Consider the following 21,983-nt stretch of genomic DNA (forward strand, 5'->3'; position numbering starts at 1 on the left):
CGACGCGCGCGTCGGGACCCGGCACCCACCACGTCGTCGTCAGGGCCAGGGGAGGGTTCGGCGGGAGTGGAAGTGGCGGGGTCGGCCGGTTCTGGGATCGGGAAACTCGAGGGATCGGGCGAGGAGCTTCAGCGGGGCGGTGAAGTCGTCCGGGGGCTTCGGGCGGACCTCGGGGTAGAGGTCGTCGCCGACGATGGGGAGGCCGAGGGAGTTGAGGTGGACCCGGAGCTGGTGGGTGCGCCCGGTGCGGGGGTGCAGGCGGTAGCGTGCCAGGGCGCCGCGGGATTCGAGGAGTTCGACGCGGGTTTCGGCGTTGGGCTCGCCGGCTTCCTCGAACGCCGCCAGCACGCCCCGGTGCTTGACGATGCGGCTGCGGATCGTGCGGGGGAACGTCAGACCCGGGTCGTGGGGAGCGATGGCCTCGTAGGTCTTGTCGACCCGGCGGTCGTGGAACAGGGTCTGGTACGCGCCGCGCAGCGCGGGATCGACGACGAACAGCACGAGACCCGCCGTGGCGCGGTCCAATCGGTGCGCGGGGGACAGGTCCGGCAGGTCGAGCTGCCTGCGCAGGCGGATCAGGGCGGTCTCGGTGATGTGCCCGCCGCGCGGGGTGGTGGCCAGGAAGTGCGGCTTGTCGACGACGAGGATCTCCTCGTCGCGGTGCAGGACCTCCAGCTCGAACGGCACCGGCGTCTCCGGCGCCACGTCGCGGTGGAACCACACGAACCCGCCGGGCCGGAACGCCTCGTCCGCGGCCACCGGCCCGTCGCGGGTGACGAACCGCCCCGCCGCCAGCATCTCGTCGACGAGCGCGGGGGAGAGCTTGGGCAGGCGCTCGACGAGGAAGTCCCGCACGGTCGCCCACCGCCCGTCGGTGGGCAGGTGCACCCGGACCGGGTCCAGCCCGTCGCGCTGAGGCAGGGGTGAGCGGAGCTTGCGACGCATGGTTCGCCCAGCGTAACCGGTGGTCACAGCATCATCTTGTAGCCCTCGTGGGAGGCGGTGAAGCCGAGACGGTCGTAGAAGCGGTGCGCATCGGTGCGCTTCTTGTCGGTGGTGAGCTGGATCAGCGCGCACCCGCGCCGTCGGGATTCGTCGATCGCCCAGGCGAACAGAGCCGCACCCAGCCCCCGGCTGCGGTGCGCCGCGGCGAGCCGCACGGCCTCGATCTGCGCCCGCCACGCACCGCGCCGGGCCAGCCCGGGGATGAAGGTCAGCTGCGAGGTAGCGACCACCAGCCCGGCCGGGTCCTCGACAGCGACGAGCAGCTGCGCGGGATCGGCGTCGATCGCCGCGAAGGCCTCCCGGTAGGGGCCGAGGTCGTCCGCGGACTCGCGGCCCGACCCGAGCTCGTCGTCGAGCAGCAGCCCGACGATCTCGGCGAGATCCTCCTGCGTGGCCCGGCGCACCCGGTAGGTCGCGCCGGCGACGTGCAGTTCGTCCACGCCCGTCATCCCAGCAGCTTGGCGAGGAACCAGCCGACCCGGCTGACCTTGCGGATGCGGGGGTTGCCCTCGATGCCGTGGACCTCCCACTGCTGCCCGCAGTCCGGGCAGCGCCACAACCCGATCTGGAGGGGAACCTCGCACGGATGACCGCGCCGACCTCGTCTCATGACCCGATCTCACCACATCCGGGCTGCGCGAGGTGGTGAACCGATCATCGGAATCGGTGACTTTCGGCCTTACCGAGCGTGCTGGGGGATCCATAGCCTCGCCCGCATGGCTAGCGGAGTTCGGATCAGTCGCGGCACTCGCAGGCCGGGTCCTGGCACGCGTGGTTGAGCCCCGGCAGCGGAGGCGTCTCGACCCGGTCCCCGCGACCGATGGTCAGCGCCGCCAGCAGCCCGCCCGCCGCGCACAGCGCTGCCGAGATCTGCAGCGCGGTCGCGAAACCCGGCCCCAGCGGCGCGCCGTCGCCGGTGCCCGACAGCCCGGCGACCACCGGCAGCACCGCCACCGCCAGCAGTCCGGCCAGCCGCGACACGGCGTTGTTCACGCCTGAGGCCACCCCGCCGCGCTCGGGCCCGACCGAACCCAGCACCGCCGCCGTCAGCGGCGCCACCGTGATCGACAGGCCCAGCCCGAACACCAGCACCCCCGGCAGCACCCCGCCGGCGTAGCTCGCCCCGGCCTCGGCGCGGGTGAGCAGCAGGAGCCCGGCCGCGCAGCCGAACGGCCCCACCGTCATCGGGATCCGCGGCCCGGTCCGCTGCGCCAGCGCGCCGATCCGGCCGGACAGCAGCAGCATGATGATCGTGATCGGCAGCGTCGCGATGCCCGCTTCCAGGGCCGTGTAGCCCATCGTCTGCTGCAGCTGCAGCGAGAGCAGGAACAACGCCCCGCTCAACGCCGAGTACACCGCCAGCGTGACCAGGTTCGCGCCGGTGAACTGCGAGGACCGCAGCAGCGACAGCGGCAGCAGCGGAGCCGGGTGGCGCGCTTCCAGCAGCGGGAACACCACGAGCGCGGTGACCCCGACCACCGCAGCCGTGGTGGAAACCGGGTCCCAGCCGATCGTCGGGATCTCGATGAGCGCGAACACGGTCCCGGCCAGCCCGAGCGTGACCGCCACCGCGCCGCCGACGTCGAGCCGTCCGCTCGCGTTCGGGTCCCGCGTCTCGGGGACGTGCCGCAGCGCCAGCAGAGCGGCGGCGGCGATGGGCACGTTGATGAAGAACACCCAACGCCACGACGCGGCGTCGACCAGCCAGCCGCCCACGAACGGCCCGACCGCCGAGGACACCCCGGTCAGCCCCGCCCAGCGCCCCACGGCCTCACCGCGGTCGTCGGGATCGATGGAGGCGTTGATCAGCGCCAGGCTGCCCGGCACCAGCAGCGCACCGCCGACGCCCTGGGCCAGCCGCGCCGCGATCAGGGCTTTCCCGGTCGGCGCCAGCCCGCAGCCCAGCGAGGCGATCGTGAACACGACCAGCCCGGCGGTGAAGATCCGCCGACGCCCGTAGCGGTCGCCCAGCGCGCCGCCGAGCAGCAGCAACGCGCTCAGCGTGAGCAGGTAGGCGTCGAGCACCCACTGCAGCACCCGCATCCCGCCGCCGACGTCGCGGCCGATGGCCGGCAGCGCCACGTTGACCACGGACCCGTCCAGGAACGCCACCCCCGAGCCGAGGATGGTGGCCACCAGGATCCAGCGGCCGGAGCGGGAGCGGAGCGCGACGGCGGTGGGCACGGCGCCGACGATAGGCCGCTACCCCGACACGGGCACGGCAAGCCCCTCGGCCGGGAGCGCCGACGCGACGGCCTCCGGCGAGTAGCGGCGCAGCAGGCCGAGTCCGATCTGCGCCCGGCGCACGCGCTCGCGGCCGAGCCGCACGGCGGTGTCGGTGAGGTGGCTGCCGCTGGGGTAGATGTTGGGCGCGTTGCGCAGGCCGAACTTGACGTAGACCGGGGCGGCGACCCGCACGATCTCGGCGATCTCGAAGTGCCGGACGAACCCGCCCATGTCGTCGGGCGACTCGACGTAGACGTCGAGCGGCAGGTCGGTGGCCGCCCGGATCGCCGCCAGCTGCCCGAGGGTCAGGTCGGTGGGCACGTTGTAGGTGTCGGCGCCCAGGTCCTCGGCGATGCGCACCGAGGCCGGGTTGGCCAGGCCCATCTGCACGCTGATCTTGAACTGCAGGTCGCCGGGCAGGTCCCCGGCCTCGCGCATCGCCGAGGCGACCTTGAGCACGCCGAGGTCGGTGATGAGCACGCTGCGGATGCCGGACTCGGCGGTGCGGCGGATGTCCTCCAGCACGTGCACCAGCTGCTCGGTCCCGCGTGCCTGCGCGGCCACCGGGGCGCCGCCGGAGGAGACCGCCATCGCGCTGGTGTCCCAGCCGGCCAGCGGCCGGGCGAACAGGCTCAGCTCCACCGAGCGCGCGGCGGCGGTGGTGGACATGGTGGCCAGCTCGTCGTCGGTGAGCAGCATCCCACCGCTGCCCTGGGAGATGCGGTGCACCAGGACGCCGCGCTCGTCGGCCTCGGCCAGCACCGCGTCGAGGACCTCCGGGCCTTCGGTGCTGGGGATCTCCACGCGGTACTGGGCGCCGTCGGGAAATCTCTTGTCGCTGGTGGCCGCCGTGTCGTCGGTGGGCAGACCCAGGGATCGCAGGAAGTCGCGCGTCTGGCGCACCTTGAACACACTCCGTTCGACATTCCGAACAACGTTCGTGGAATCTGTATGATCGGGATCGAGCCGGGGTCAAGACAACGCTTCCACCTCGATCGATATCAGGTACGATGTTCGAAATATCGGTCAACCCCTCCGGTTGGCCCGAAGCGGAAGGAGTAGCGGCGTTGGCACGAGCGGTACCGGCGGTGGAGCGGGCCTTCGACGTCCTCGAACTGTTCCTGGAGGCCGATGAGCTCAGCGCTCCGGAGATCACCGCGCAGCTCGGGCTGCCGCGCACCACGGTGCACGAACTGGTCGGCACCCTCAACGAGCGCGGCTACCTGATGCCCACCGGGCGCGCCACCAACAAGTACCGGTTGGGCGTGCGCAGCTTCCAACTGGGGTCGGCCTACGCCGAACGGCTCGACCTGGCCCGCGAGGGCCAGCTGGTCGCCGAGGAGATCGCCGAGCGCTGCCAGGAGACCGTGCACGTGGGCGTCCGCGACGGCTCCGACGTGCTCTACGTCTCCAAGGTCGACAGCTCCCACCCGGTGCGGATGGTCTCCGCGGTCGGCCGCAGGCTCCCGGCGCACTGCACCGCGCTGGGCAAGACGCTGCTCGCGGCGCTGCCGCGCGCCGAGGTCGACGAGCTCTACAGCGGGCAGAAGCTCGACGGCATGACCGCGCACAGCATCACCAACCGCAAGACGCTGCGCAAAGAGCTCGACGAGATCGCCGAGGACGGCGTGGCCCGCGAGTACTGCGAGTCCAACGAATCGGTGGCCTGCGTGGCCGCCCCGGTGCGCGACACCAGCGGCGCGGTCGTGGCCGCGATGAGCATCTCGGTGCCGATCCTGCGCTGGAACGACGAGACCGAGGCAGCCCTGCGCGACCTGGTCCGCGAAGGCGCCACCGCCCTGTCCGAGAGGCTCGGCCACACGTCGTGAGGCGCGGCGGTGCCGCTGCGTCGGGTTCGGGACTCAGCGGCACCGCCGAGCGAAGCGATCACTCGGCCGTTCCCTAGTGGCGGACGATCACCACCGGGCACTTCGAGTGCAGGGCTGAGCGCTGGCTGACGGAGCCGAGGAGCGCGCCGTAGAAGCTGCCGTGGCCCCGGCTGCCGACCACCAGCAGGTCGGCCTCGGCGGAGGCGTCGATGAGGGCCTGGGCGGCGTGGCCGTGCACCAGCTCGCGCTCGATGGTCACCTCGGTGGAGCCCTCGAACTCCTCGACGGTGTCGTCCAGGCACTGCCGGGCGGAGTCCTCGAAGTCGTCCGGTGGCATCGGGCCGCCTTCCCAGGAGTAGAACGCGGGGAACTCCCAGGCGCCGATCGCGCGCACCGTCGACCCGGTGAGCTCGGCCTGCTTGAGGGCCCAGCGCATCGCGCACTTCGAGGGTTCCGATCCGTCCACGCCGACGACGATCCTGCCGTGCTCCGTCATGACGTCCTCCCGCGTTGGCTCTCACTGGGGCCTCCCCCCAATGGAAGTACGCGGAGCTGATCCCGTCCAGCCTTCGGCGTGTCGGAGGCCGCCGTCCCCCTCCCCGTAACACGAACGGGTTCAGCGGAGGTCGTTTCGTTGTGATCGTCGATCTCGGTCCGCTACCGATGAGGCACATCCGCGCGCCACCGATCGACGAGGAGTGACATGACATCCAGTCTGACCGGGCGTTACCTGGTCCTGCTCGAAGACGACTCGACCATCATCGGCACCCGCGAGGTGACCCGCTTAACCGGCATCCGCCCCGCCAACACCGCCGACGCGGCCGGTGCCGCACCCGGCGAGCTGTTCAGCGGCGCGGGCGGAATCGTGCTGCACCAGCTGGGCATCGCGCTCATCGACGCCGACGAGGAGCAGTTCGCCAACCTGCAGCGCGCCGTCGGCGAGACCGGCCCGATCGCCGGCGTCGAGGCCGAGCGCCGGGTCTTCGCCATCGGCGAGCCGGCCCCGCCCGCGGAAGGCGAGTTCACCTGGGGACTGCAGGCGGTGCGGGCCGACGCCTCCGCCGCGACCGGAGCAGGGGTGCGGGTGGCCGTGCTCGACACCGGCCTCGACGAGCAGCACCCCGACTTCGCCGGGCGCGACATCGTCACCGGCGCCTTCGTCGAGGGGCAGAGCGCCCACGACGGCCACGGCCACGGCACCCACGTCATCGGCACCGCCTGCGGACCGCGCACCTCGCAGGCCGGGCCGGGCTACGGCGTCGCGAACGAGGCCAGCATCTACGCCGGGAAGGTCCTCGGCGACGACGGATCGGGCTCGGACAGCGGCATCCTGTCGGGCATCGAGTGGGCGCTGTCCAACAGCTGCTCGATCGTGTCGATGTCGCTGGGCTCGGCCACCGAACCCGGCGCGCCCTACTCGGAGGCGTTCGAACGGGTGGCCCGCCGCGCCCTGGAGCGCGGCACGCTGATCATCGCCGCCGCCGGCAACGAGAGTCAGCGCTCCGCGGGCGTGATCGCCCCGGTCGGCCACCCGGCGAACTGCCCGTCGGTGATGGCGGTCGGCGCGGTCGACTCGCAGATGCAGGTCGCCGACTTCTCCTGCGGCACCGTCGACAACATCGGGCAGGTCGACGTGGCCGCGCCCGGTGTCGACGTCTACTCGTCCTGGCCGGGCGCCGAGCGCTACCGCAAGCTCGACGGCACCAGCATGGCGACGCCGCACGTCTCCGGCGTGGCGGCGCTGCACGCCCAGCAGTCGCCGGACCGCTCGCGGGCGCTGTGGACGCGGCTGACCCAGTCGGCCAAGCGGCTGCCGCTGCCGGGCACCGACGTCGGCGCGGGGCTCGTCCAGGCTCCCTGACGGGTGCGACCGGGCGGCGGGCTCAGCGCTCGCCGCCCAGCTCGTCCTCGATGGCCTTGGCCGCGACCCGCGTGCAGTTGCCCAGGTCCTCGGCCGCCGCGGCGGCCTGGTCGAGCGCCACGTGCACCTCGGGCGGTTCGGAACCGGCGCCGCCGCTGTCGGCGGCGAGCAGGTCGAGTTGGCGCGCCAGTCTCGCGCTCGCGGCGCTGAGGTCCAGCAGCGCGTCCCGCGCCCGGACGGCCTCGGCAGGGCTGTCGGTGATGGCGCGGGCGCCCTCGTTCAGGCGATGACCGGCGACGGTGATCATGTCGGCGGTCGCGCTGACGTTCTGCCAGCTCGTCGGTTGTGCGCTCATCGGCGGGCTCCCCGGTTTCGAACACGCAGGCTTTGCGAGGCCCGGTGTGTGGCGGGCTGCCCTGGTACTACCCGCGAGGACGCGCCGCCAAGCCTGAACGCACCGCGCGCGAGACGAGGGCCACACCCGCCGCGCGAGCGGCGACCGCCAGCCTGCGCGAGACCGGCACGGCGACGCGTCGGGCGAACACGTCGTAACCCGATCCGACGATGTGGTCGAGGATCTCGCCGTAGAGCACCGCCGCGGTGCGCACGCACGGGCGCGAATCCGGCGCCAGCAGACCGATCCCGGGCTCGGCGGCGCGGTAGTGCGCGCGCGTGCGCGCGACCTGGTCGGCCAGCGCCCGCCGCACCGGCCCGTCGGCCCGGCCGCGACGGCGGCACCACACGAGCCGCTGCCGGTCCACGCCGAACACCGCCAGCTCGTCGGCGGGCAGGTACACCCGGCCCCGGTCGAGGTCCTCGCCGACGTCGCGCAGGAAGTTGGTGAGCTGGAAGGCCACGCCCAGCGCCGAGGCCGCCGCCCGCGCCTCGTCCGGGCTGCCGACGGTGCCCAGCACCGGCAGCAGCTGCAACCCGATGACCGCCGCCGAACCGTGGACGTAGCGCTCCAGGTCGGGGCGGGTGGGGTAGTCGGTGACGGTGAGGTCCATCCGCATCGAGGCCAGGAAGTCTTCGAACAGCACCGGATCGACCTGGTGGCGCTCCACCGTGTCGGCCAGCGCCGCCAGCACCGGGTGCTCGCTGGTGCCCGACTTCAGCGCGAGCCGCAGCAGGTCCTCCAGCTCGTCGAGGCGTTCGGCGCGCAGCGCGGGGGAGTCGGGGCCGACGTCGTCGACGATGTCGTCGACCCAGCGGGCGAAGCCGTAGAGGGCGTGCACGGCGGGCCGCCGGTGCGGCGGCAGCAGCCGGGTCGCCAGGAAGTAGGTGCGGCCGTGCTCGGCGTTGAGCGCCCGGGACCGCAGGTAGGCGGGGCGGAGGGCGGGCGCGACACCGGCGGCGTCGAGTTCACGGCGTGCTCCCACCACCGACCAGGCACCCGCGTCCATGACACGAATCTCAGCACATCGCGACCGGCTCGGCGCCGCCGGAGTCGCCGCCCGGTGAACCCGGTCACGTGCGGGGACCGCCGGGGGAGACCGCATCCACAGCAGCCGCCCCCGGCGGTTCTTCACACGCGGAATCCCCTCTGCGTTCCGCGCGCCCGTGAGCGGCTCCAGGCCCGCCCACACGATCGGGACCCACCTGGGGCGCGGCCATGACGCAAGATCGCGGAACTTTTTCGAACGACTTCCTGACCGGTCGGCCCGCCGGCTCAGGACGCCTTGCGGGAGCCGCGCCCGGCCTCGGCCACGGCCCGCTCCAGCTCGGCCCGCTTCATCTTCGAGCGGCCCTTGACGCCCAGCTCCCGCGCGCGGTCGTCGAGCTCGGCCTTGGTCAGCTCCGAGAGGTCCTCGGAGGGCTGGGGCGCCCGGCCCTTGCGGGCCTCGTCGACGCTGCGCCGCAGCGCCTCGGTGAGGTCGATGACGTCGGTGGGTTGCGGCGGCGCTTCGGCCGCCTGCACCTCGCCGCCGCGCGCCTTCTCCGCCAGCAGCTCCTCGACCCGCTCGGTGTAGGTGTCGGAGTACTCCTCGGGATTCCACTCGCCGCTCATCGACTCGATGATCGTGGTGGCCATCCGCAGCTCCTTGTCGGAGGGATCGGCCTGCTCGGGCTGGTCGCCGACGAGGTCGGCCGGATCGCGGATCTCGTCGGCGAAGAACAGCGTGTTCAGCGCCAGCACGTCGGTGTCGGCGCGCACCGCGGTGAGGTACTGCTTGCCGCGCAGCACGAACGTGGCGATGCCGGCCTGCCCGGTCTCCTGCATGGCGCGGCGCAGCAGGTTGTAGGGCCGGAAGTGCTCCTTGGAGTTGGGCGCCAGCCAGTAGGTCTTCTGGAAGTGCACCGGATCGATCTCGGTGAGGTCGACGAAGGTGGAGATGTCGATGGTGCGCGAGCGGCCGGGAGCGATCTCGTCCAGTTCGGACTGCTCCACGGTGATGATGCCGTCGCCGTGCTCGCGGCCCTTGACGATGTCGTTGTAGCCGACCTCGTCCCCGGTGGTCTCGTTGACGCGCTTGTAGCGGATCCGGTCGGTGGTCCCGCGCTGGTACTGGTGGAATTGGATCGTGTGGTCCTCGGTCGCGGCGTAGAGCCCGACCGGGATGGTCACCAGGCCGAAGTTGATCGACCCGGTCCAGATCTTGCGCGGCATGGCGTGCTCCCCTCGCCCGAGCGCCGGCGTCGCCACCACCCACCATGCGGTGAGCCCCGCAAGATCGCAGACCCGCTCAGCGGCAGGTTCTGTGCGTGCCGTCGGGCAGCCGACGGGTGCGGCCGCGGCGCGCCAGCAGCTCAAGCAAGGGAACCGCGACCCGGCGCGAGGTGTCCAGTGCCCGCTTGGCCTCGCTGAGCGTGAAGGGCTCGTCGAGCTCGGCCAGCCGGGGCAGCGCGAGGTCCGCGGCATCGGGCAGCAGCACGAGCCCGGGCGCGAGCCGCAGCAACGCCCCGGTGCGCTCGGCGGCGGCCAGCTCGCGGTCTCCGAGGCCGAGTTCGGCCAGCTCGTCGGCCGTGGGCGCCTGGAACGGGTGTTCCCGCAGCCTGCCGCTCAGCACCTGCACGGCCCGCGCCACCGGCTCCGGCAGGTCCGAGCCGCCGCCGAGGCGACCCCGCTGGACGGGGATTCCGGCTTCGGCGGCGATGCCGGGCAGCAGCTCCGGATCGGGGAGGTCCAGGGCGCGCAGCGCGGCACCGGTGGGCATCCCGTCGTCGAGCGGGTGGTCTCGCCGGTGCTCGGCGAGCACGTCGCGCAGCCGGGCGGCGAGGTGCGCGCGGTGCTGCGGGGACAGCAGCCACGGGCCGTCGCCGGGCGGGACGGCGCCCATCGCGGCGAGCTCGTCGGCGCGCACCAGGCCCCGTCGCCGGAGCTCGGCAACCCCGTCGGGGACGCCGTCGATCCGGTCCAGCTGCTCGGCCCGCGCCCGGGCGGCGCCTCGCCGTCGCAGCTCGGGCGGGCGGACGTCGAGGACCGTGACGCCCGCGCGCACCGCGTGACCGCCGGGGTCGCGCAGCAGCGCCCGGTCTCCGATCCGCAGCGGCAGCGGCTGCCGGAGCGCGAGCCGCGCGGTGTCGGCGCCCAGCGGCCGGACGCGGGCGGGCACGGCGGCCGAACCGATGTGCAGGGTGAGCTGCTGCGGCAGGTCGGCGGCCGGGTGCACGCGCACGTCGACCACGTCGGTGCTCAGCCAGCGCCCGGGACTGACCAGGGCGTGCCCGCGCCGCACCTGGTCGAGGTCGACGCCGCGCAGGTTCACCGCCACCCGCGCGGGGGCCGACAGCGCCTCCTCGGCCGAGCCCAGGGCGTGCAGCGCCCGGATCGGGGCGTCCAGCCCCGACGGGGTCAGCCGCAGCCGGTCGCCGACACGGAGAGCGCCGCCCTGCAGGGTGCCGGTGACGACCGTGCCCGCGCCCTTGACGGCGAACGCGCGGTCGATCCACAGCCGCACGTCGGCGTCGGGATCGGCCGGGGCCAGCCGGTGCAGCATCGCGTCCAGCGCCTCGGTCAGCTCGTCCCATCCCTGCCCGGTCCGGCCGCTGACCAGCACCGGCGGGACGTCGGCGAGGCTCGTGCCGCGCAGCCGGGCCCGCGCCTGCTCCAGCGCGGGCCCGGGATCGGCGAGGTCGCTGCGGGTGATGACCAGCAGCCCGTCGGACACGCCCAGCGCGTCCAGGGCGTCGAGGTGCTCGGCCGACTGCGGCATCCAGCCCTCGTCGGCGGCCACCACGAACAGCACGGCCGGGACGGGCCCGACCCCGGCCAGCATGTTGGGCACGAACCGCTCGTGCCCGGGCACGTCGACGAACGCCACCGAGCACCCGTCGGCCAGCTCGGTCCAGGCGAAGCCGAGGTCGATCGTCAGGCCCCGGCGGCGTTCCTCCGCCCACCGGTCGGGTTCCATGCCGGTCAGCCGCCGGATCAGCGTGGACTTGCCGTGATCGACGTGCCCGGCCGTGGCCACCACCCGCATCGGCACCTCCTGCCGCGATTCCTCCTGCTGCGAGTCCTATTGGGCGCCGAGCACCGCGCGGCGCAGCGCGTCGTCGTCGGCGGGGTCGAGGGCGCGCAGGTCCAGCAGGCAGCGCTGCCGCTCCACCCGCGCCATCACCGGGGGAGTCCCGAGCCGCAGCTGCTTGGCGAAGCGGACCGGCAGGGCGACGGCGGCGCTCGGCAGGTCCACGCCGGGTGCGCCGCCTCCGCCGACGGTGGCGCGGGTGTCCACGGCTTCGGCGGGGATTCCGGCGGCGGCCAGCGAATCCGCCAGGGCCGCAGCGCGTTCCGGCAGCCCGTCGCGGTGCAGGGCTTCGGCGACCGGGGGCCTGGGGCCGCGCACGGTCGCCTCCAGGGCGGCCAGGGTGAGCTTGTCGACGCGCAGCGCTCGCGCCAGCGGGTGGCGGCGGAGCCGGTGCACGAGCTCGGCGCGGCCCAGCAGCAGGCCGCACTGGGGTCCGCCGAGGAGCTTGTCGCCGCTGGCGATCACCAGGTCGGCGCCGTCGGTCAGGGTCGTGGTGGCGTCGGGTTCGCCGGGCAGCGCGGGGTCGGGGCGCAACAGGCCGGAACCGATGTCGGCGACGACGGGGACGCCGAGGTCGCGCAGCTCGGCGACCGGGACCTCGGCGGTGAACCCGCTGATCACGAAGTTCGACGGGTGGATCTTGAGCGCGAACCCGGTGTCCGGGCCGAGGGCTCGGCGGTAGTCGTCGAGGCGGACCCGGTTGGTGGTGCCGACCTCGTGCAGCCGCGCCCCGGTGGAGGTGAGCAGATCGGGGATGCGGAAGCCGTCGCCGATCTCGACCATCTCGCCGCGCGCCAGCACGATCTCGCGGCCGGCGGCGAGCGCCGTCGCGGCCAGGGCGAGCGCCGCGGCCCCGTTGTTGACCACGTGCGCGGCCTCGGCGGCGGGTACCGCCTCCCGCAGCGCCGCCAGGGCCGAAGCGCCGCGCGGACCGCGATCCCCGGTGTCGAGGTCGAGCTCCACGTCGGTGGTCCCGGCCGCGATGTCCAGGGCCTCCCGGGCGGCGGCCGACAGCGGTGCGCGCCCGAGGTTGGTGTGCAGCAGCACTCCGGTCGCGTTGAGCACCCGCCGCATCCCGCACGCCGAATCGGGCAGCGCGGCAACGGTTTCCGCCACGACCTCGGTCGGCGGGAGGAGTCCGTCCCGCGCCCGCTGCGCCACCTCCCGGACGACCTGCACCACCCGTTCGTGCCCGAGTCGCCCAACGGCGGCGGCGACCCGCGGATCGGCCAGCACCCGATCGGTCCCCGGAATCTCACGCCGACGATCACCCATGCCCCCAACCGTAGGAACCCACCGCGGTCCTCGCTTGTCCGAGGGAGCGGGGTTCGCCGGGGCAAGGTGGCTCGGGAATGGGCGTTCCACCGGGAAACGGACGTTCCGAGGTTGCCGGAACTGGTGACACGAAGGCGAACTCGGGGGATTCCGGATGTCGATCGAGTGGATTCTTACAACGCCCATTGACAACGTGGTTAGGCTTTCGCGCATGGCTGGCGCAGCGTGGCAGGCGGGATCCGGGTGGCTCGAAACCGACGACGGACTGCGCTTGGCCGTGCAGGTGCGCGGGCCCGAAGACGCGCCCACCGTGCTGGCCGTGCACGGGTACCCGGACAACCACACCGTCTGGCACGGCGTCGCCGCCGCCCTGTCGGAGCGCTACCGGGTCGTCACCTACGACGTGCGCGGCGCCGGTGAGTCCGCCCGCCCGAGCAGCACCGACGGCTACCTCGTCGACCGGCTCGCCGACGACCTGTTCACCGTCGCCGATGCCGTCAGCCCGGACCGTCCCGTGCACCTGCTGGCCCACGACTGGGGATCGGTGCAGTCCTGGCACGCCGTCACCGACCCGCGCGCCGCAGGCCGCATCGCCTCCTACACCTCGATCTCCGGTCCCTGCCTGGACCACTACGGCCAGTGGCTGCGCGCGAAGCTGCGCCCCGACCTGCGCGATCTGCGGGAGCTGACCACCCAGCTGGCCTTCTCCGCCTACATCGCGTTCTTCCAGCTGCCCGCGCTGCCCGAACTGGCCTGGCGCAGCGGCATCATGCCCAAGCTCATCGCCAACCTCGAACGGCTCGACCCCAAGGCCGCGGCCGCGCCGACCCGCCCGGTCGTCGCCGACGGCGTGCACGGCCTGGAGCTCTACCGCGCCAACGCGGGACGCCTCCGCGAGCCCGCTCAGCGCCGCACCTCGGTCCCGGTCCAGGTCCTGGCGCCCACCGGCGACCCGTTCGTGTCGGCACCGCTGCAGACCGAGGTCGAAGCGCTCGCCGAGGACCTGCGGGTGCGGCACCTGCCCGGCGGGCACTGGCTGCCCCGCAGCCGCCCGGAGCTCGTCGCGCGCTGCGCCGCCGAGCTCGTCGACCACGTCGAAGGCGGTGAGCAGACCCGAGGGCTGCGCCGCGCCCGCGTCCGGCCCGGGCGCGGCGAGTTCGCCGACCAGCTCGTCGTCATCACCGGCGCCGGCAACGGCATCGGCCGGGCCACCGCGAGCGCCTTCGCCCGTGCCGGTGCGCACGTGGTCGCCGCCGACGTCGACCGCAAGGCCCTGGACGCCACCGCCGAGGAGCTCGGCGAGGCCGTCACCACCTACCAGGTCGACGTGTCCGACCGGGCCGCGATGACCGACTTCGCGCTGGACGTGCAGACCGAGCTCGGCACACCGGACGTGGTGATCAACAACGCCGGGATCGGCCTCGCCGGGGCGTTCCTGGACACCACCGCGGCCGACTGGGAGGACGTCATCGACGTCAACCTGTGGGGCGTCATCCACGGCTGCCGCCTGTTCGGCCGCCAGATGGTCGAGCGCGGGGAAGGCGGCCGGATCATCAACGTCGCCTCCGCAGCGGCCTACCTGCCCTCGGCCGTGCTGCCCGCCTACAGCACCACCAAGGCCGCGGTGCTGCGGCTCAGCGAATGCCTGCGCGTGGAGCTCGCCGGGGACGGCGTCAAGGTCACCGCCGTGTGCCCGGGCCTGGTCAACACCGGCATCACCACCCGCAGCCGCTTCGCCGGGCTCGGCGAGGTCGAGCAGGCCAAGCGCCGCCGCGCCGCCACCGAGCTCTACCAGCGCCGCGACTACAGCGCGCAGCGCGCCGCCGAGCAGATCCTGCGCGCCACCCGCCGCGCCCCCGCGCTGGCGCCGGTCACCCCGGAGGCCAGAGCGGGGCTCGTGCTGTCCCGGCTCACCCCGAAGCTGCTGCGCGCCGCCGCCCGAGCCGACCTCATGCCGAAGTAAGGAGGCGTTGCGTGAACCCCAACGACCCCGGCGACCCGGACCGCGTGGCGCTGCACGCCCGCGACGTGGAGTTCGACTGGTCCCAGCTGCCGATGCACTGGATCCCCGGCGAACCCTTCGCCACCCACTGGATCAACTTCCTGCACCTGGTGCTGCCCGAGGGGGAGCGCTGGTTCGTCGAGGTGTTCAAGCAGGCCCTGCCGCTGATCAGCGACGACCGGCTGGCCGAGGACGTGCGCGGGTTCGTCGGCCAGGAGGCCATGCACGCCGAGTCCCACCAGGGCGTCATCGACCACTTCGACGCCCACGGCCTGGACACCCGCCCGTTCGTCGACCAGGTCCGCTGGATGTTCCGCACGACGCTCGGCGACCGCCCGCTGCGCGGCAAGCGCGCCGAGTCCTGGCTGGTGCAGCGGCTCGCGCTGATCGCCGCCATCGAGCACATCACCGCGTTCCTCGGCCAGTGGATCCTCGACGCGGAGGAGCTCGACGCGGCCGGGGCCGACCCGACGATGCTGGACCTGCTGCGCTGGCACGGCGCCGAGGAGGTCGAGCACCGCTCGGTGGCCTACGAGGTCTACCAGCACGTCCACGGCCGCTACGCGCAGCGCGGCCTCGCGATGGTGCTGGCCACGGCGGTGCTGACCGTGCTGTGGGTGCGGGGGCTGCGGTTCCTGATGGCCTCCGACCCCGTGCTGCGCGGCAGGCGCAAGCCCCGCTGGCGCGACCTGATCCGCACCGGCCGACTCGGCCTGACCCCGAGCTACCGGCAGCTGCTGGTCGCCCTGCCGGCGTTCTTCCGGCCCGGCTACGACCCCTCGGAGCACGGCTCGACCGCGCGGGCCGTGGACTACCTGGCGACCTCACCGGCGGCGCTGGCGGCGGGGCAGTAGATGACCGCGGAACTGCCGAGGTCCCTCGACGGCACCGGACCGGATCGGCTGATGGGCGTGGTGCACCGGCTGGTCGGCGGCGTGGAGTGGCTGCACCGCAACAGCCGCCGCCGCACGGCCCCGCCGAGCCCGGTCGACCGCGACATCCCGCTGGTGATCTCCGACCCGCGACGAGGCCGACGGGGTCCGCAGCCTGCGGCTGACCCGGCCGGGCGGCGGTCCGCTGCCCGCGTGGCAGCCGGGCGCGCACCTGGACCTGCTGCTGCCGTCGGGCCGCAAGCGCCAGTACTCGCTGTGCGGGCGGCCCGGCGAGCGGTCGCACTACCGGATCGCGGTGCGGCGCCTGGCCGACGGCGCGGGCGGCTCCCGCGAGATCCACGACGAGCTCGCCGAGGGGGACCGGGTCGTCGCGCGCGGACCGCGCAACGCCTTCCCGTTCATCGCCGGGCGCTCGTACCTGTTCGTGGCGGGCGGCATCGGCATCACCCCGATCCTGCCGATGGTGCGCACCGCGATGGCCCGCGGCGCCGACTGGCGCCTGGTCTACACGGGACGTTCCAGGGCCTCGATGCCGTTCCTGCGGGAACTCGCCGAGCTCCCCGCCGAGCGGGTCTGGATCCGCCCCGACACCGAGTTCGGCATCCCCGCCGCGGGCACCGAACTGCTCGCCCACGCGGCGGAGGGCGCGGCGGTCTACGCCTGCGGCCCGGTCCCGATGATCACCGCGGTGCGCCTGGCGCTGCCGGTCAGCGCCGCGAAAGGCCTGCACTGGGAACGGTTCTCGGCACCTCCGATCGTCGACGGCCGGGAGTTCACCGTCGAGCTGGCCCGCAGCGGCCGCACCGTCGAGGTCCCGGCGGACCGCACCGCGCTGGAGGCCGTCGGCGAAGTGGTACCGGACGTGGCCTACTCGTGCCGCCAGGGATTCTGCGGCACCTGCCACGTCCCGCTGCTCTCCGGCGACGTGCTCCGCCGGAGCCGGGCGCGCGGCGACGACCTGGCCCTGTGCGTGGATCGAGGGCGAGGGCACCTCACCGTCGATCTGTGAAAGACCCCGGTTCGGGGGAACCGGAGGGGAGGCGGTGCGGCCCGGTTGCGGGGTGTGACCGGGCCGCACCGCGAAAACCGCTTCCCGCCACCGCAGGTCGCGCCGTAGTGTCGGGCGGGAGCGATCTGGGAGGAAGCGGTGGAACTCGAAGGCGCGCAGGAGATCACCTCGACCGACGAGCTGGAGGAGGTCGTCGGCCGACCGCTGCAGCGGGTCCTGGACAAGCAGCGCCCGGCGCTGCACCAGCTGGACGTCGGCTGGCTGGCGGCCTCGCCGTTCTGCCTCGTGGCCACCTCCGACGAGCAGGGCCGCTGCGACGTGTCACCGAAGGGCCACCCGGCCGGGTTCACCCTGGTGCTCGACGAGCGCACCATCGCGATCCCCGAACGGCCGGGCAACCGCCGGGTCGACGGGTTCCGCAACGTGCTGGCCAACCCGCACGTCGGCCTCGTCTACCTCATCCCCGGCCGCGGTGACACGCTGCGCATCAACGGCCGGGCGCGGCTGCTGCGCGACGCCCCGTTCTTCGACCGGATGGTCGTCCGGGGCCACCGGCCGAGCGTGGTGCTGCTGGTGGAGATCGAGGAGGTCTTCCACCACTGCTCCAAGGCGTTCCTGCGCTCCGGGCTCTGGAACGCCGAGACCTGGAACCCCGAGGCCGTGCCGTCCTCCGCCCGCCTCGCCAAGAACCTCACCCGCCCGAACGACCCGATCGACGAGCTGGAGCGGTACTACTCCGACGAGCGCTTCCGGTCGATCCTCTACGACGCCGAGGCCTGATCCCGCGCCGCGTCGCGGAAGCGGGCCGGGGTGATCGCGTAGTAGCGGCGGAACCAGCGGGTCAGGTGGCTCTGGTCGGCGAAGCCGGACTCCACCGCCGCCTCGGCCGGGCTGCGCCCGGAGGCCAGCAACCGGCGCGCGTGGCGAACCCGCAGCTGCCGCTGGTACTCGCTCGGCGTGAGCCCGTGCAGGTCGCGGAACGCGCGGTGGAGCGCGAACCGGCTGCGCCCGCTGATCTCCGCCAGCCGCGCGGTGCCGACGTCCTCGGCGAAGTGCTCGTGCAGCAGCTCCCGCACCTGCCGCAGCCCGTCGTCCTCCCGCCGCGTCTCCGGCGCCCAGCCCGGGGGAGCGGCGGTGACCGCACCGAGCCGCACCATCGCCCGCACCGCCGCGTGCAGCGCCTCGTCCTGCGCGAGCGCGCTCTCCCCACCGGTCAGCGCGTCGTGCACGCCCCGCAGCGCCGAGGCCAGCGCGGGCTCGTGCAGCACCGGCTCGGCGAACAGCGGCAGCCCCACCGGCTTCCCGGCGGTGTCGGCGAGCACGTCACCGATGAGCTCGGGGGAGATGTGCACGATCTGGTAGGTGAACCCGCCGTCGTGCACGGCGTGCCCGTCGTGCGGGTCCTCCGGGTTGAACGCCATCACCATGCCCTGCGCGCTGGTGCGCTGGGCGCCCCGGCAGCGGAACGTCTGCGCCCCGACCTCGGTGCACCCGAACGAGTAGGCCTCGTGGGCGTGCAGGTCGTAGCGGTGGTGCTCGAAGTGCGCGCGCATCACCTCCACCGGCATCCGCGCCGAGCGCCGGTAGGACACCCACTCCTGACCCATGCCCGCCATTCTCCCCGCCGGCCGGCAGCCGAGAGCGCACCAGCGTTCAAGACCGCGCGCGCCCGCCCGGTCTGGGATGGGCCCATGGCACAACAGACGAAGATCGCCGTGGTGCTGCGCGACGACCTGGCCGGGTGGCAGCGGGTCAACGTCACCGCGTTCCTGGCCAGCGGCATCACCGCCGCCCACCCCGAGCTCATGGGCGAGGAGTACCGCGACGCCGACGGCCGCGGCTACCTGCCGCTGCTGGGACTGCCCGTGCTCGTCTACGCGGCCCCGGCCGCCGACCTCGCCCGCAGCCACGCCCGCGCCGTCGGCCGCGAGATGCCCACCGCGATCTACTCCGAGGGCATGTTCAAGACCGGCAACGACGCCGACAACCGCGCCGTGGTCGCCGAACGCCCCACCGACGAGCTCGACCTCGTCGGATTCGCCGTCCACGGACCCCGCAACGCCGTGGACAAGGTCTGCAAGGGACTGTCCCTGCACCCCTGAGGTTTGCGAGATCCACAGGCCGGGTAGCCGCTCGGCATGGCCGCCACGTGGCTGAACTGGCCGGTGCTGCGACAGCTCACCGGCCCCGACCGGCTGGCCCGAGGCCCCGCCGCCCGGTCCCGGCGCACCGACGAGATGCGGGCGCGCACCAGCGACGCCGAGCACGTCACCCGCTCGGTGTGCCCGTACTGCGCGGTCGGCTGCGGCCAGCGGATCTACAGCTCCGGCGGCCACGTCACCCAGATCGAGGGCGACCCGGACTCGCCGATCAGCCGCGGTCGGCTGTGCCCCAAGGGCTCGGCCAGCCGCGAGCTGGTCACCTCACCGCTGCGCGAGACCCGGGTCCGCTACCGGCGCCCGCACGGCACCGAGTGGGAGGACCTCGACCTGGACATCGCGCTGGACATGATCGCCGACCGGGTGCTGGCCACCCGCCGGCAGACCTGGGAGGACGCCGACGCCGACGGCAGACCGCTGCGGCGCACCATGGGCATCGCGAGCCTCGGAGGAGCGACCCTCGACAACGAGGAGAACTACCTCATGAAGAAGCTCTACACCGCCCTCGGCGCGATCCAGGTCGAGAACCAGGCGCGCATTTGACACTCCTCCACGGTGCCCGGTCTGGGCGCCTCCTTCGGGCGCGGCGGCGCCACCACCTTCCAGCAGGACCTCGCCGAATCGGACTGCGTCCTCATCCAGGGCTCCAACATGGCCGAAGCCCACCCCGTCGGGTTCCAGTGGGTCGTGGAGGCCAAGGCGCGCGGCGCCACGATCATCCACGTCGACCCGCGCTACACCCGCACCTCGGCGCTGGCCGACCGCCACCTCGCGCTGCGAGCCGGCAGCGACATCGCCTTCCTCGGCGGTCTGATCAACCAGGTGCTGACCCGCGAGGCCCACTTCCACGACTACGTCGTGCACTACACCAACGCGGCGATGATCGTCGGCGAGGACTTCCGCGACACCGAGGACCTCGACGGCGTGTTCTCCGGCTTCGACCCTGAGGCGGGCAGCTACGACACGACCACATGGCAGTACCGGGGCAGCCACGCCGTCCCGCCCGTCGGCGGGCACGGCACCGAGGAAGCGCCCAGCACCGCGCACGGCCGGGAGCGCCAGAGCAGCCGCCCCGAGCGCACCGGATCCGGCGGGCCCGTCTACCACGGACGCCCCGACTCCGACCCGACGCTGCAGCACCCGCGCTGCGTGTTCCAGCTGCTCAAGCGCCACTACGCCCGCTACACCCCGGAAGTGGTGGAGGAGATCTGCGGCATCACGCAGGAGGAGTTCACCTGGGTCGCCGACCAGCTCATCGCCCACTCCGGCCGCGAGCGCACCTCGGCCATCGCCTACGCCGTGGGCTGGACCCACCACACCGTCGGCGCGCAGTACATCCGCGCGGCCTCGATCCTGCAGCTGCTGCTGGGCAACGTCGGACGCCCCGGCGGCGGCATCCTCGCGCTGCGCGGGCACGCCAGCATCCAGGGCTCCACCGACATCCCGACGCTGTTCAACCTGCTGCCCGGCTACATCCCGATGCCGCACGCCCACACCGACACCGACCTGGAGTCCTTCGTCGCCGACGACGAACTCGCCTGCGGCTACTGGGCCAACATCCGCTCCTACCTGGTCAGCCTGCTCAAGGCCTGGTGGGGCGAGCACGCCACGGCCGACAACGACTTCTGCTTCGACCGGCTGCCCCGGCTCACCGGCGACCACGGCACCTTCCAGACCGTCCTCGACCAGATCGAGGGCCGCTGCCGGGGCTACTTCGTCATCGGCGAGAACCCCGCGGTGGGCACCGCCAACGCCCGCCAGCAGCGGATGGGGCTGGCCAACCTCGACTGGCTGGTGGTGCGCGACCTCAACATGATCGAGACCGCCACCTTCTGGAAGGACGGACCCGAGATCGAAACCGGCGAGATGCGCACCGCCGACATCGGCACCGAGGTGTTCTTCCTGCCGGCCGCCGCCCACACCGAGAAGGACGGCACCTTCACCAACACCCAGCGGCTCCTGCAGTGGCACCACAAGGCCGTCGAACCCACCGGCGACCAGCGCAGCGACCTGTGGTTCTTCTACCACCTGGGCCGCCGCATCCGGGACAAGCTCACCGCCGACAGCGAACGCGACCGCGCGGTGCTGGAGCTGACCTGGGACTACCCGACCCACGGCGAGATCGGCGAACCCAGCGCCGAGGCCGTGCTCGCCGAGATCAACGGCTTCGACGCCGACGGCCGGCCGCTGTCGGCCTACCCGCAGCTGCGCGCCGACGGCAGCACCTCCTGCGGTTGCTGGATCTACTGCGGCGTCACCGCCGACGGCGTGAACCAGTCCGCCCGCAGGAAACCCCGCGACCAGCAGAGCCGGGTGGCGCCCGAGTGGGGCTGGGCGTGGCCGGCCAACCGCCGCATCCTCTACAACCGCGCCTCCGCCGACCCGGACGGCCACCCGTGGAGCGAGCGCAAGGCCTACGTGTGGTGGGACGCCGAGCGCGGCGAGTGGACCGGCCACGACGTCCCCGACTTCGACCGCACCAAGCGCCCCGACCACCGGCCCGCCGCCGACGCGGTCGGACCGGAGGGCATCGCCGGCACCGAGCCGTTCATCATGCAGAGCGACGGGCGCGGCTGGCTCTACGTGCCCGCCGGGCTGGTCGACGGCCCGTTCCCCGCGCACTACGAACCGCAGGAATCCCCGGTCGCCAACCGCCTGCACCCGCACCAGCAGCGCAACCCCGCGCGCCAGATCCACTCCCGCCCGGAGAACCGGTACCAGCCCAGCGGCACCGAGCCCGGCAGCGACGTCTTCCCGCACGTGTTCACCACGTTCCGGCTCACCGAGCACCACACCGCGGGCGGCATGAGCCGATGGCTGCGGCACCTCTCCGAGCTCGCCCCGGCGATGTTCCTGGAGGTCTCCCCGCAGCTGGCCGCCGAAGCGGGCCTGATCCACGGCGACTGGGCCACCGTGATCACCGCCCGCAGCGCCATCGAGGGCCGCGTCCTGGTGACCGAGCGGCTCCGGCCGCTGCGCATCGGCGGGCGCACCCTGCACCAGATCGGCATCCCCTGGCACTGGGGACCCAACGGCCTGACCACCGGTGACGCCGCCAACGAGCTCATCGGCGTGGCGCTGGACCCCAACGTGCACATCATGGAGACCAAGGCCGGGACCTGCGACATCCGGCCGGGCCGCCGTCCGCGTGATGCCGCGCTGCAGCGCCTGGTCGCCGAGTACCGCGACCGCGCGGGCATCACCGAGCGCACCGGCACCGAGCACGCCGACGACCCCCGACTCGAAGGAGGCTGACCG

The 21,983-nt window shown here is 73.4% G+C and carries 20 protein-coding genes; 8 read left to right on the forward strand and 12 right to left on the reverse strand.

Features of this window, described 5'->3' with window-relative positions:
* Positions 1–39: 39 nt before the first annotated feature.
* The 5 genes from REH65_RS01340 to REH65_RS01360 form a co-directional block, all read right to left on the reverse strand.
* The gene (locus REH65_RS01340; RefSeq protein ID WP_406690900.1) at positions 40–945 is read right to left on the reverse strand and encodes a pseudouridine synthase; all 906 of its coding nucleotides are present in this window, start codon (positions 943–945) and stop codon (positions 40–42) included.
* Between the two features lie 23 nt (positions 946–968).
* Entirely contained in the window at positions 969–1,454 is a 486-nt protein-coding gene (locus tag REH65_RS01345) for an N-acetyltransferase family protein (RefSeq protein ID WP_406690901.1), read from the reverse strand.
* Positions 1,451–1,615: a hypothetical protein gene (locus REH65_RS01350; protein ID WP_281454239.1), complete on the reverse strand. Its 165-nt coding sequence runs from the start codon at positions 1,613–1,615 to the stop codon at positions 1,451–1,453. The genes REH65_RS01345 and REH65_RS01350 overlap by 4 nt, the downstream gene beginning before the upstream one ends.
* 125 nt (positions 1,616–1,740) lie before the next feature.
* Positions 1,741–3,189: an MFS transporter gene (locus REH65_RS01355; RefSeq protein ID WP_406690902.1), complete on the reverse strand. Its 1,449-nt coding sequence runs from the start codon at positions 3,187–3,189 to the stop codon at positions 1,741–1,743.
* An 18-nt stretch (positions 3,190–3,207) separates the two neighbouring features.
* Entirely contained in the window at positions 3,208–4,134 is a 927-nt protein-coding gene (locus REH65_RS01360; RefSeq protein ID WP_406690903.1) for a U32 family peptidase, read from the reverse strand.
* Between the two features lie 164 nt (positions 4,135–4,298).
* Here REH65_RS01360 and REH65_RS01365 point away from each other — a divergent pair, with 164 nt between their 5' ends.
* A complete protein-coding gene (locus REH65_RS01365; protein WP_406690904.1) occupies positions 4,299–5,060 on the forward strand; it encodes an IclR family transcriptional regulator in 762 nt (253 codons plus the stop codon).
* 73 nt (positions 5,061–5,133) lie between these two features.
* On the opposite strand, the gene REH65_RS01370 is transcribed toward REH65_RS01365, so the two are convergent.
* Positions 5,134–5,556, reverse strand: a complete 423-nt coding sequence (locus tag REH65_RS01370) for a universal stress protein (protein WP_281454243.1) — start codon at positions 5,554–5,556, stop codon at positions 5,134–5,136.
* 207 nt (positions 5,557–5,763) lie between these two features.
* Here REH65_RS01370 and REH65_RS01375 point away from each other — a divergent pair, with 207 nt between their 5' ends.
* Complete coding sequence (locus tag REH65_RS01375) at positions 5,764–6,921, forward strand: S8 family peptidase (RefSeq protein ID WP_406690905.1); 1,158 nt, start codon at positions 5,764–5,766, stop codon at positions 6,919–6,921.
* A gap of 22 nt (positions 6,922–6,943) precedes the next feature.
* Here the strand turns inward: REH65_RS01375 and REH65_RS01380 are convergent, their stop codons facing one another.
* The 5 genes from REH65_RS01380 to selA all read right to left on the reverse strand — a co-directional run bounded on the left by REH65_RS01380 (position 6,944) and on the right by selA (position 12,662).
* Positions 6,944–7,276 (reverse strand): hypothetical protein, encoded by a 333-nt coding sequence (locus REH65_RS01380; protein ID WP_281454245.1) that lies wholly within the window; start codon positions 7,274–7,276, stop codon positions 6,944–6,946.
* A gap of 67 nt (positions 7,277–7,343) precedes the next feature.
* Positions 7,344–8,324 (reverse strand): phytoene/squalene synthase family protein, encoded by a 981-nt coding sequence (locus REH65_RS01385; RefSeq protein WP_406690906.1) that lies wholly within the window; start codon positions 8,322–8,324, stop codon positions 7,344–7,346.
* 266 nt (positions 8,325–8,590) lie between these two features.
* A complete protein-coding gene (locus REH65_RS01390; protein ID WP_281454247.1) occupies positions 8,591–9,529 on the reverse strand; it encodes a Ku protein in 939 nt (312 codons plus the stop codon).
* Between the two features lie 76 nt (positions 9,530–9,605).
* A complete protein-coding gene (gene selB, locus REH65_RS01395; RefSeq protein ID WP_406690907.1) occupies positions 9,606–11,342 on the reverse strand; it encodes a selenocysteine-specific translation elongation factor in 1,737 nt (578 codons plus the stop codon).
* 36 nt (positions 11,343–11,378) lie between these two features.
* Complete coding sequence (gene selA / locus REH65_RS01400; protein WP_406690908.1) at positions 11,379–12,662, reverse strand: L-seryl-tRNA(Sec) selenium transferase; 1,284 nt, start codon at positions 12,660–12,662, stop codon at positions 11,379–11,381.
* A 211-nt stretch (positions 12,663–12,873) separates the two neighbouring features.
* Between selA and REH65_RS01405 the strand changes: the two genes are divergently transcribed.
* From REH65_RS01405 to REH65_RS01420, 4 genes are all read left to right on the forward strand, one after another.
* Complete coding sequence (locus REH65_RS01405) at positions 12,874–14,625, forward strand: SDR family oxidoreductase (RefSeq protein ID WP_406690909.1); 1,752 nt, start codon at positions 12,874–12,876, stop codon at positions 14,623–14,625.
* Between the two features lie 11 nt (positions 14,626–14,636).
* Positions 14,637–15,518 (forward strand): metal-dependent hydrolase, encoded by an 882-nt coding sequence (locus REH65_RS01410; protein WP_406690910.1) that lies wholly within the window; start codon positions 14,637–14,639, stop codon positions 15,516–15,518.
* A 334-nt stretch (positions 15,519–15,852) separates the two neighbouring features.
* Entirely contained in the window at positions 15,853–16,566 is a 714-nt protein-coding gene (locus REH65_RS01415; protein ID WP_406690911.1) for a PDR/VanB family oxidoreductase, read from the forward strand.
* 138 nt (positions 16,567–16,704) lie between these two features.
* Positions 16,705–17,346, forward strand: a complete 642-nt coding sequence (locus REH65_RS01420; RefSeq protein ID WP_406690912.1) for a pyridoxamine 5'-phosphate oxidase family protein — start codon at positions 16,705–16,707, stop codon at positions 17,344–17,346.
* On the opposite strand, the gene REH65_RS01425 is transcribed toward REH65_RS01420, so the two are convergent.
* Positions 17,328–18,173: an AraC family ligand binding domain-containing protein gene (locus tag REH65_RS01425; RefSeq protein ID WP_406690913.1), complete on the reverse strand. Its 846-nt coding sequence runs from the start codon at positions 18,171–18,173 to the stop codon at positions 17,328–17,330. The two genes, REH65_RS01420 and REH65_RS01425, sit on opposite strands and share 19 nt — an antisense overlap.
* Positions 18,174–18,257: 84 nt before the next feature.
* On the opposite strand from REH65_RS01425, the gene REH65_RS01430 reads away from it, so the two are divergent.
* The gene (locus tag REH65_RS01430) at positions 18,258–18,668 is read left to right on the forward strand and encodes a DUF2000 family protein (RefSeq protein ID WP_406690914.1); all 411 of its coding nucleotides are present in this window, start codon (positions 18,258–18,260) and stop codon (positions 18,666–18,668) included.
* A gap of 36 nt (positions 18,669–18,704) precedes the next feature.
* Positions 18,705–21,980, forward strand: a complete 3,276-nt coding sequence (gene fdh, locus REH65_RS01435; RefSeq protein WP_406690915.1) for a formate dehydrogenase — start codon at positions 18,705–18,707, stop codon at positions 21,978–21,980.
* Positions 21,981–21,983: the final 3 nt, after the last annotated feature.

Source organism: Saccharopolyspora sp. ID03-671 (assembly GCF_045278815.1).
GTDB classification, from domain to species: domain Bacteria; phylum Actinomycetota; class Actinomycetes; order Mycobacteriales; family Pseudonocardiaceae; genus Saccharopolyspora; species Saccharopolyspora ipomoeae.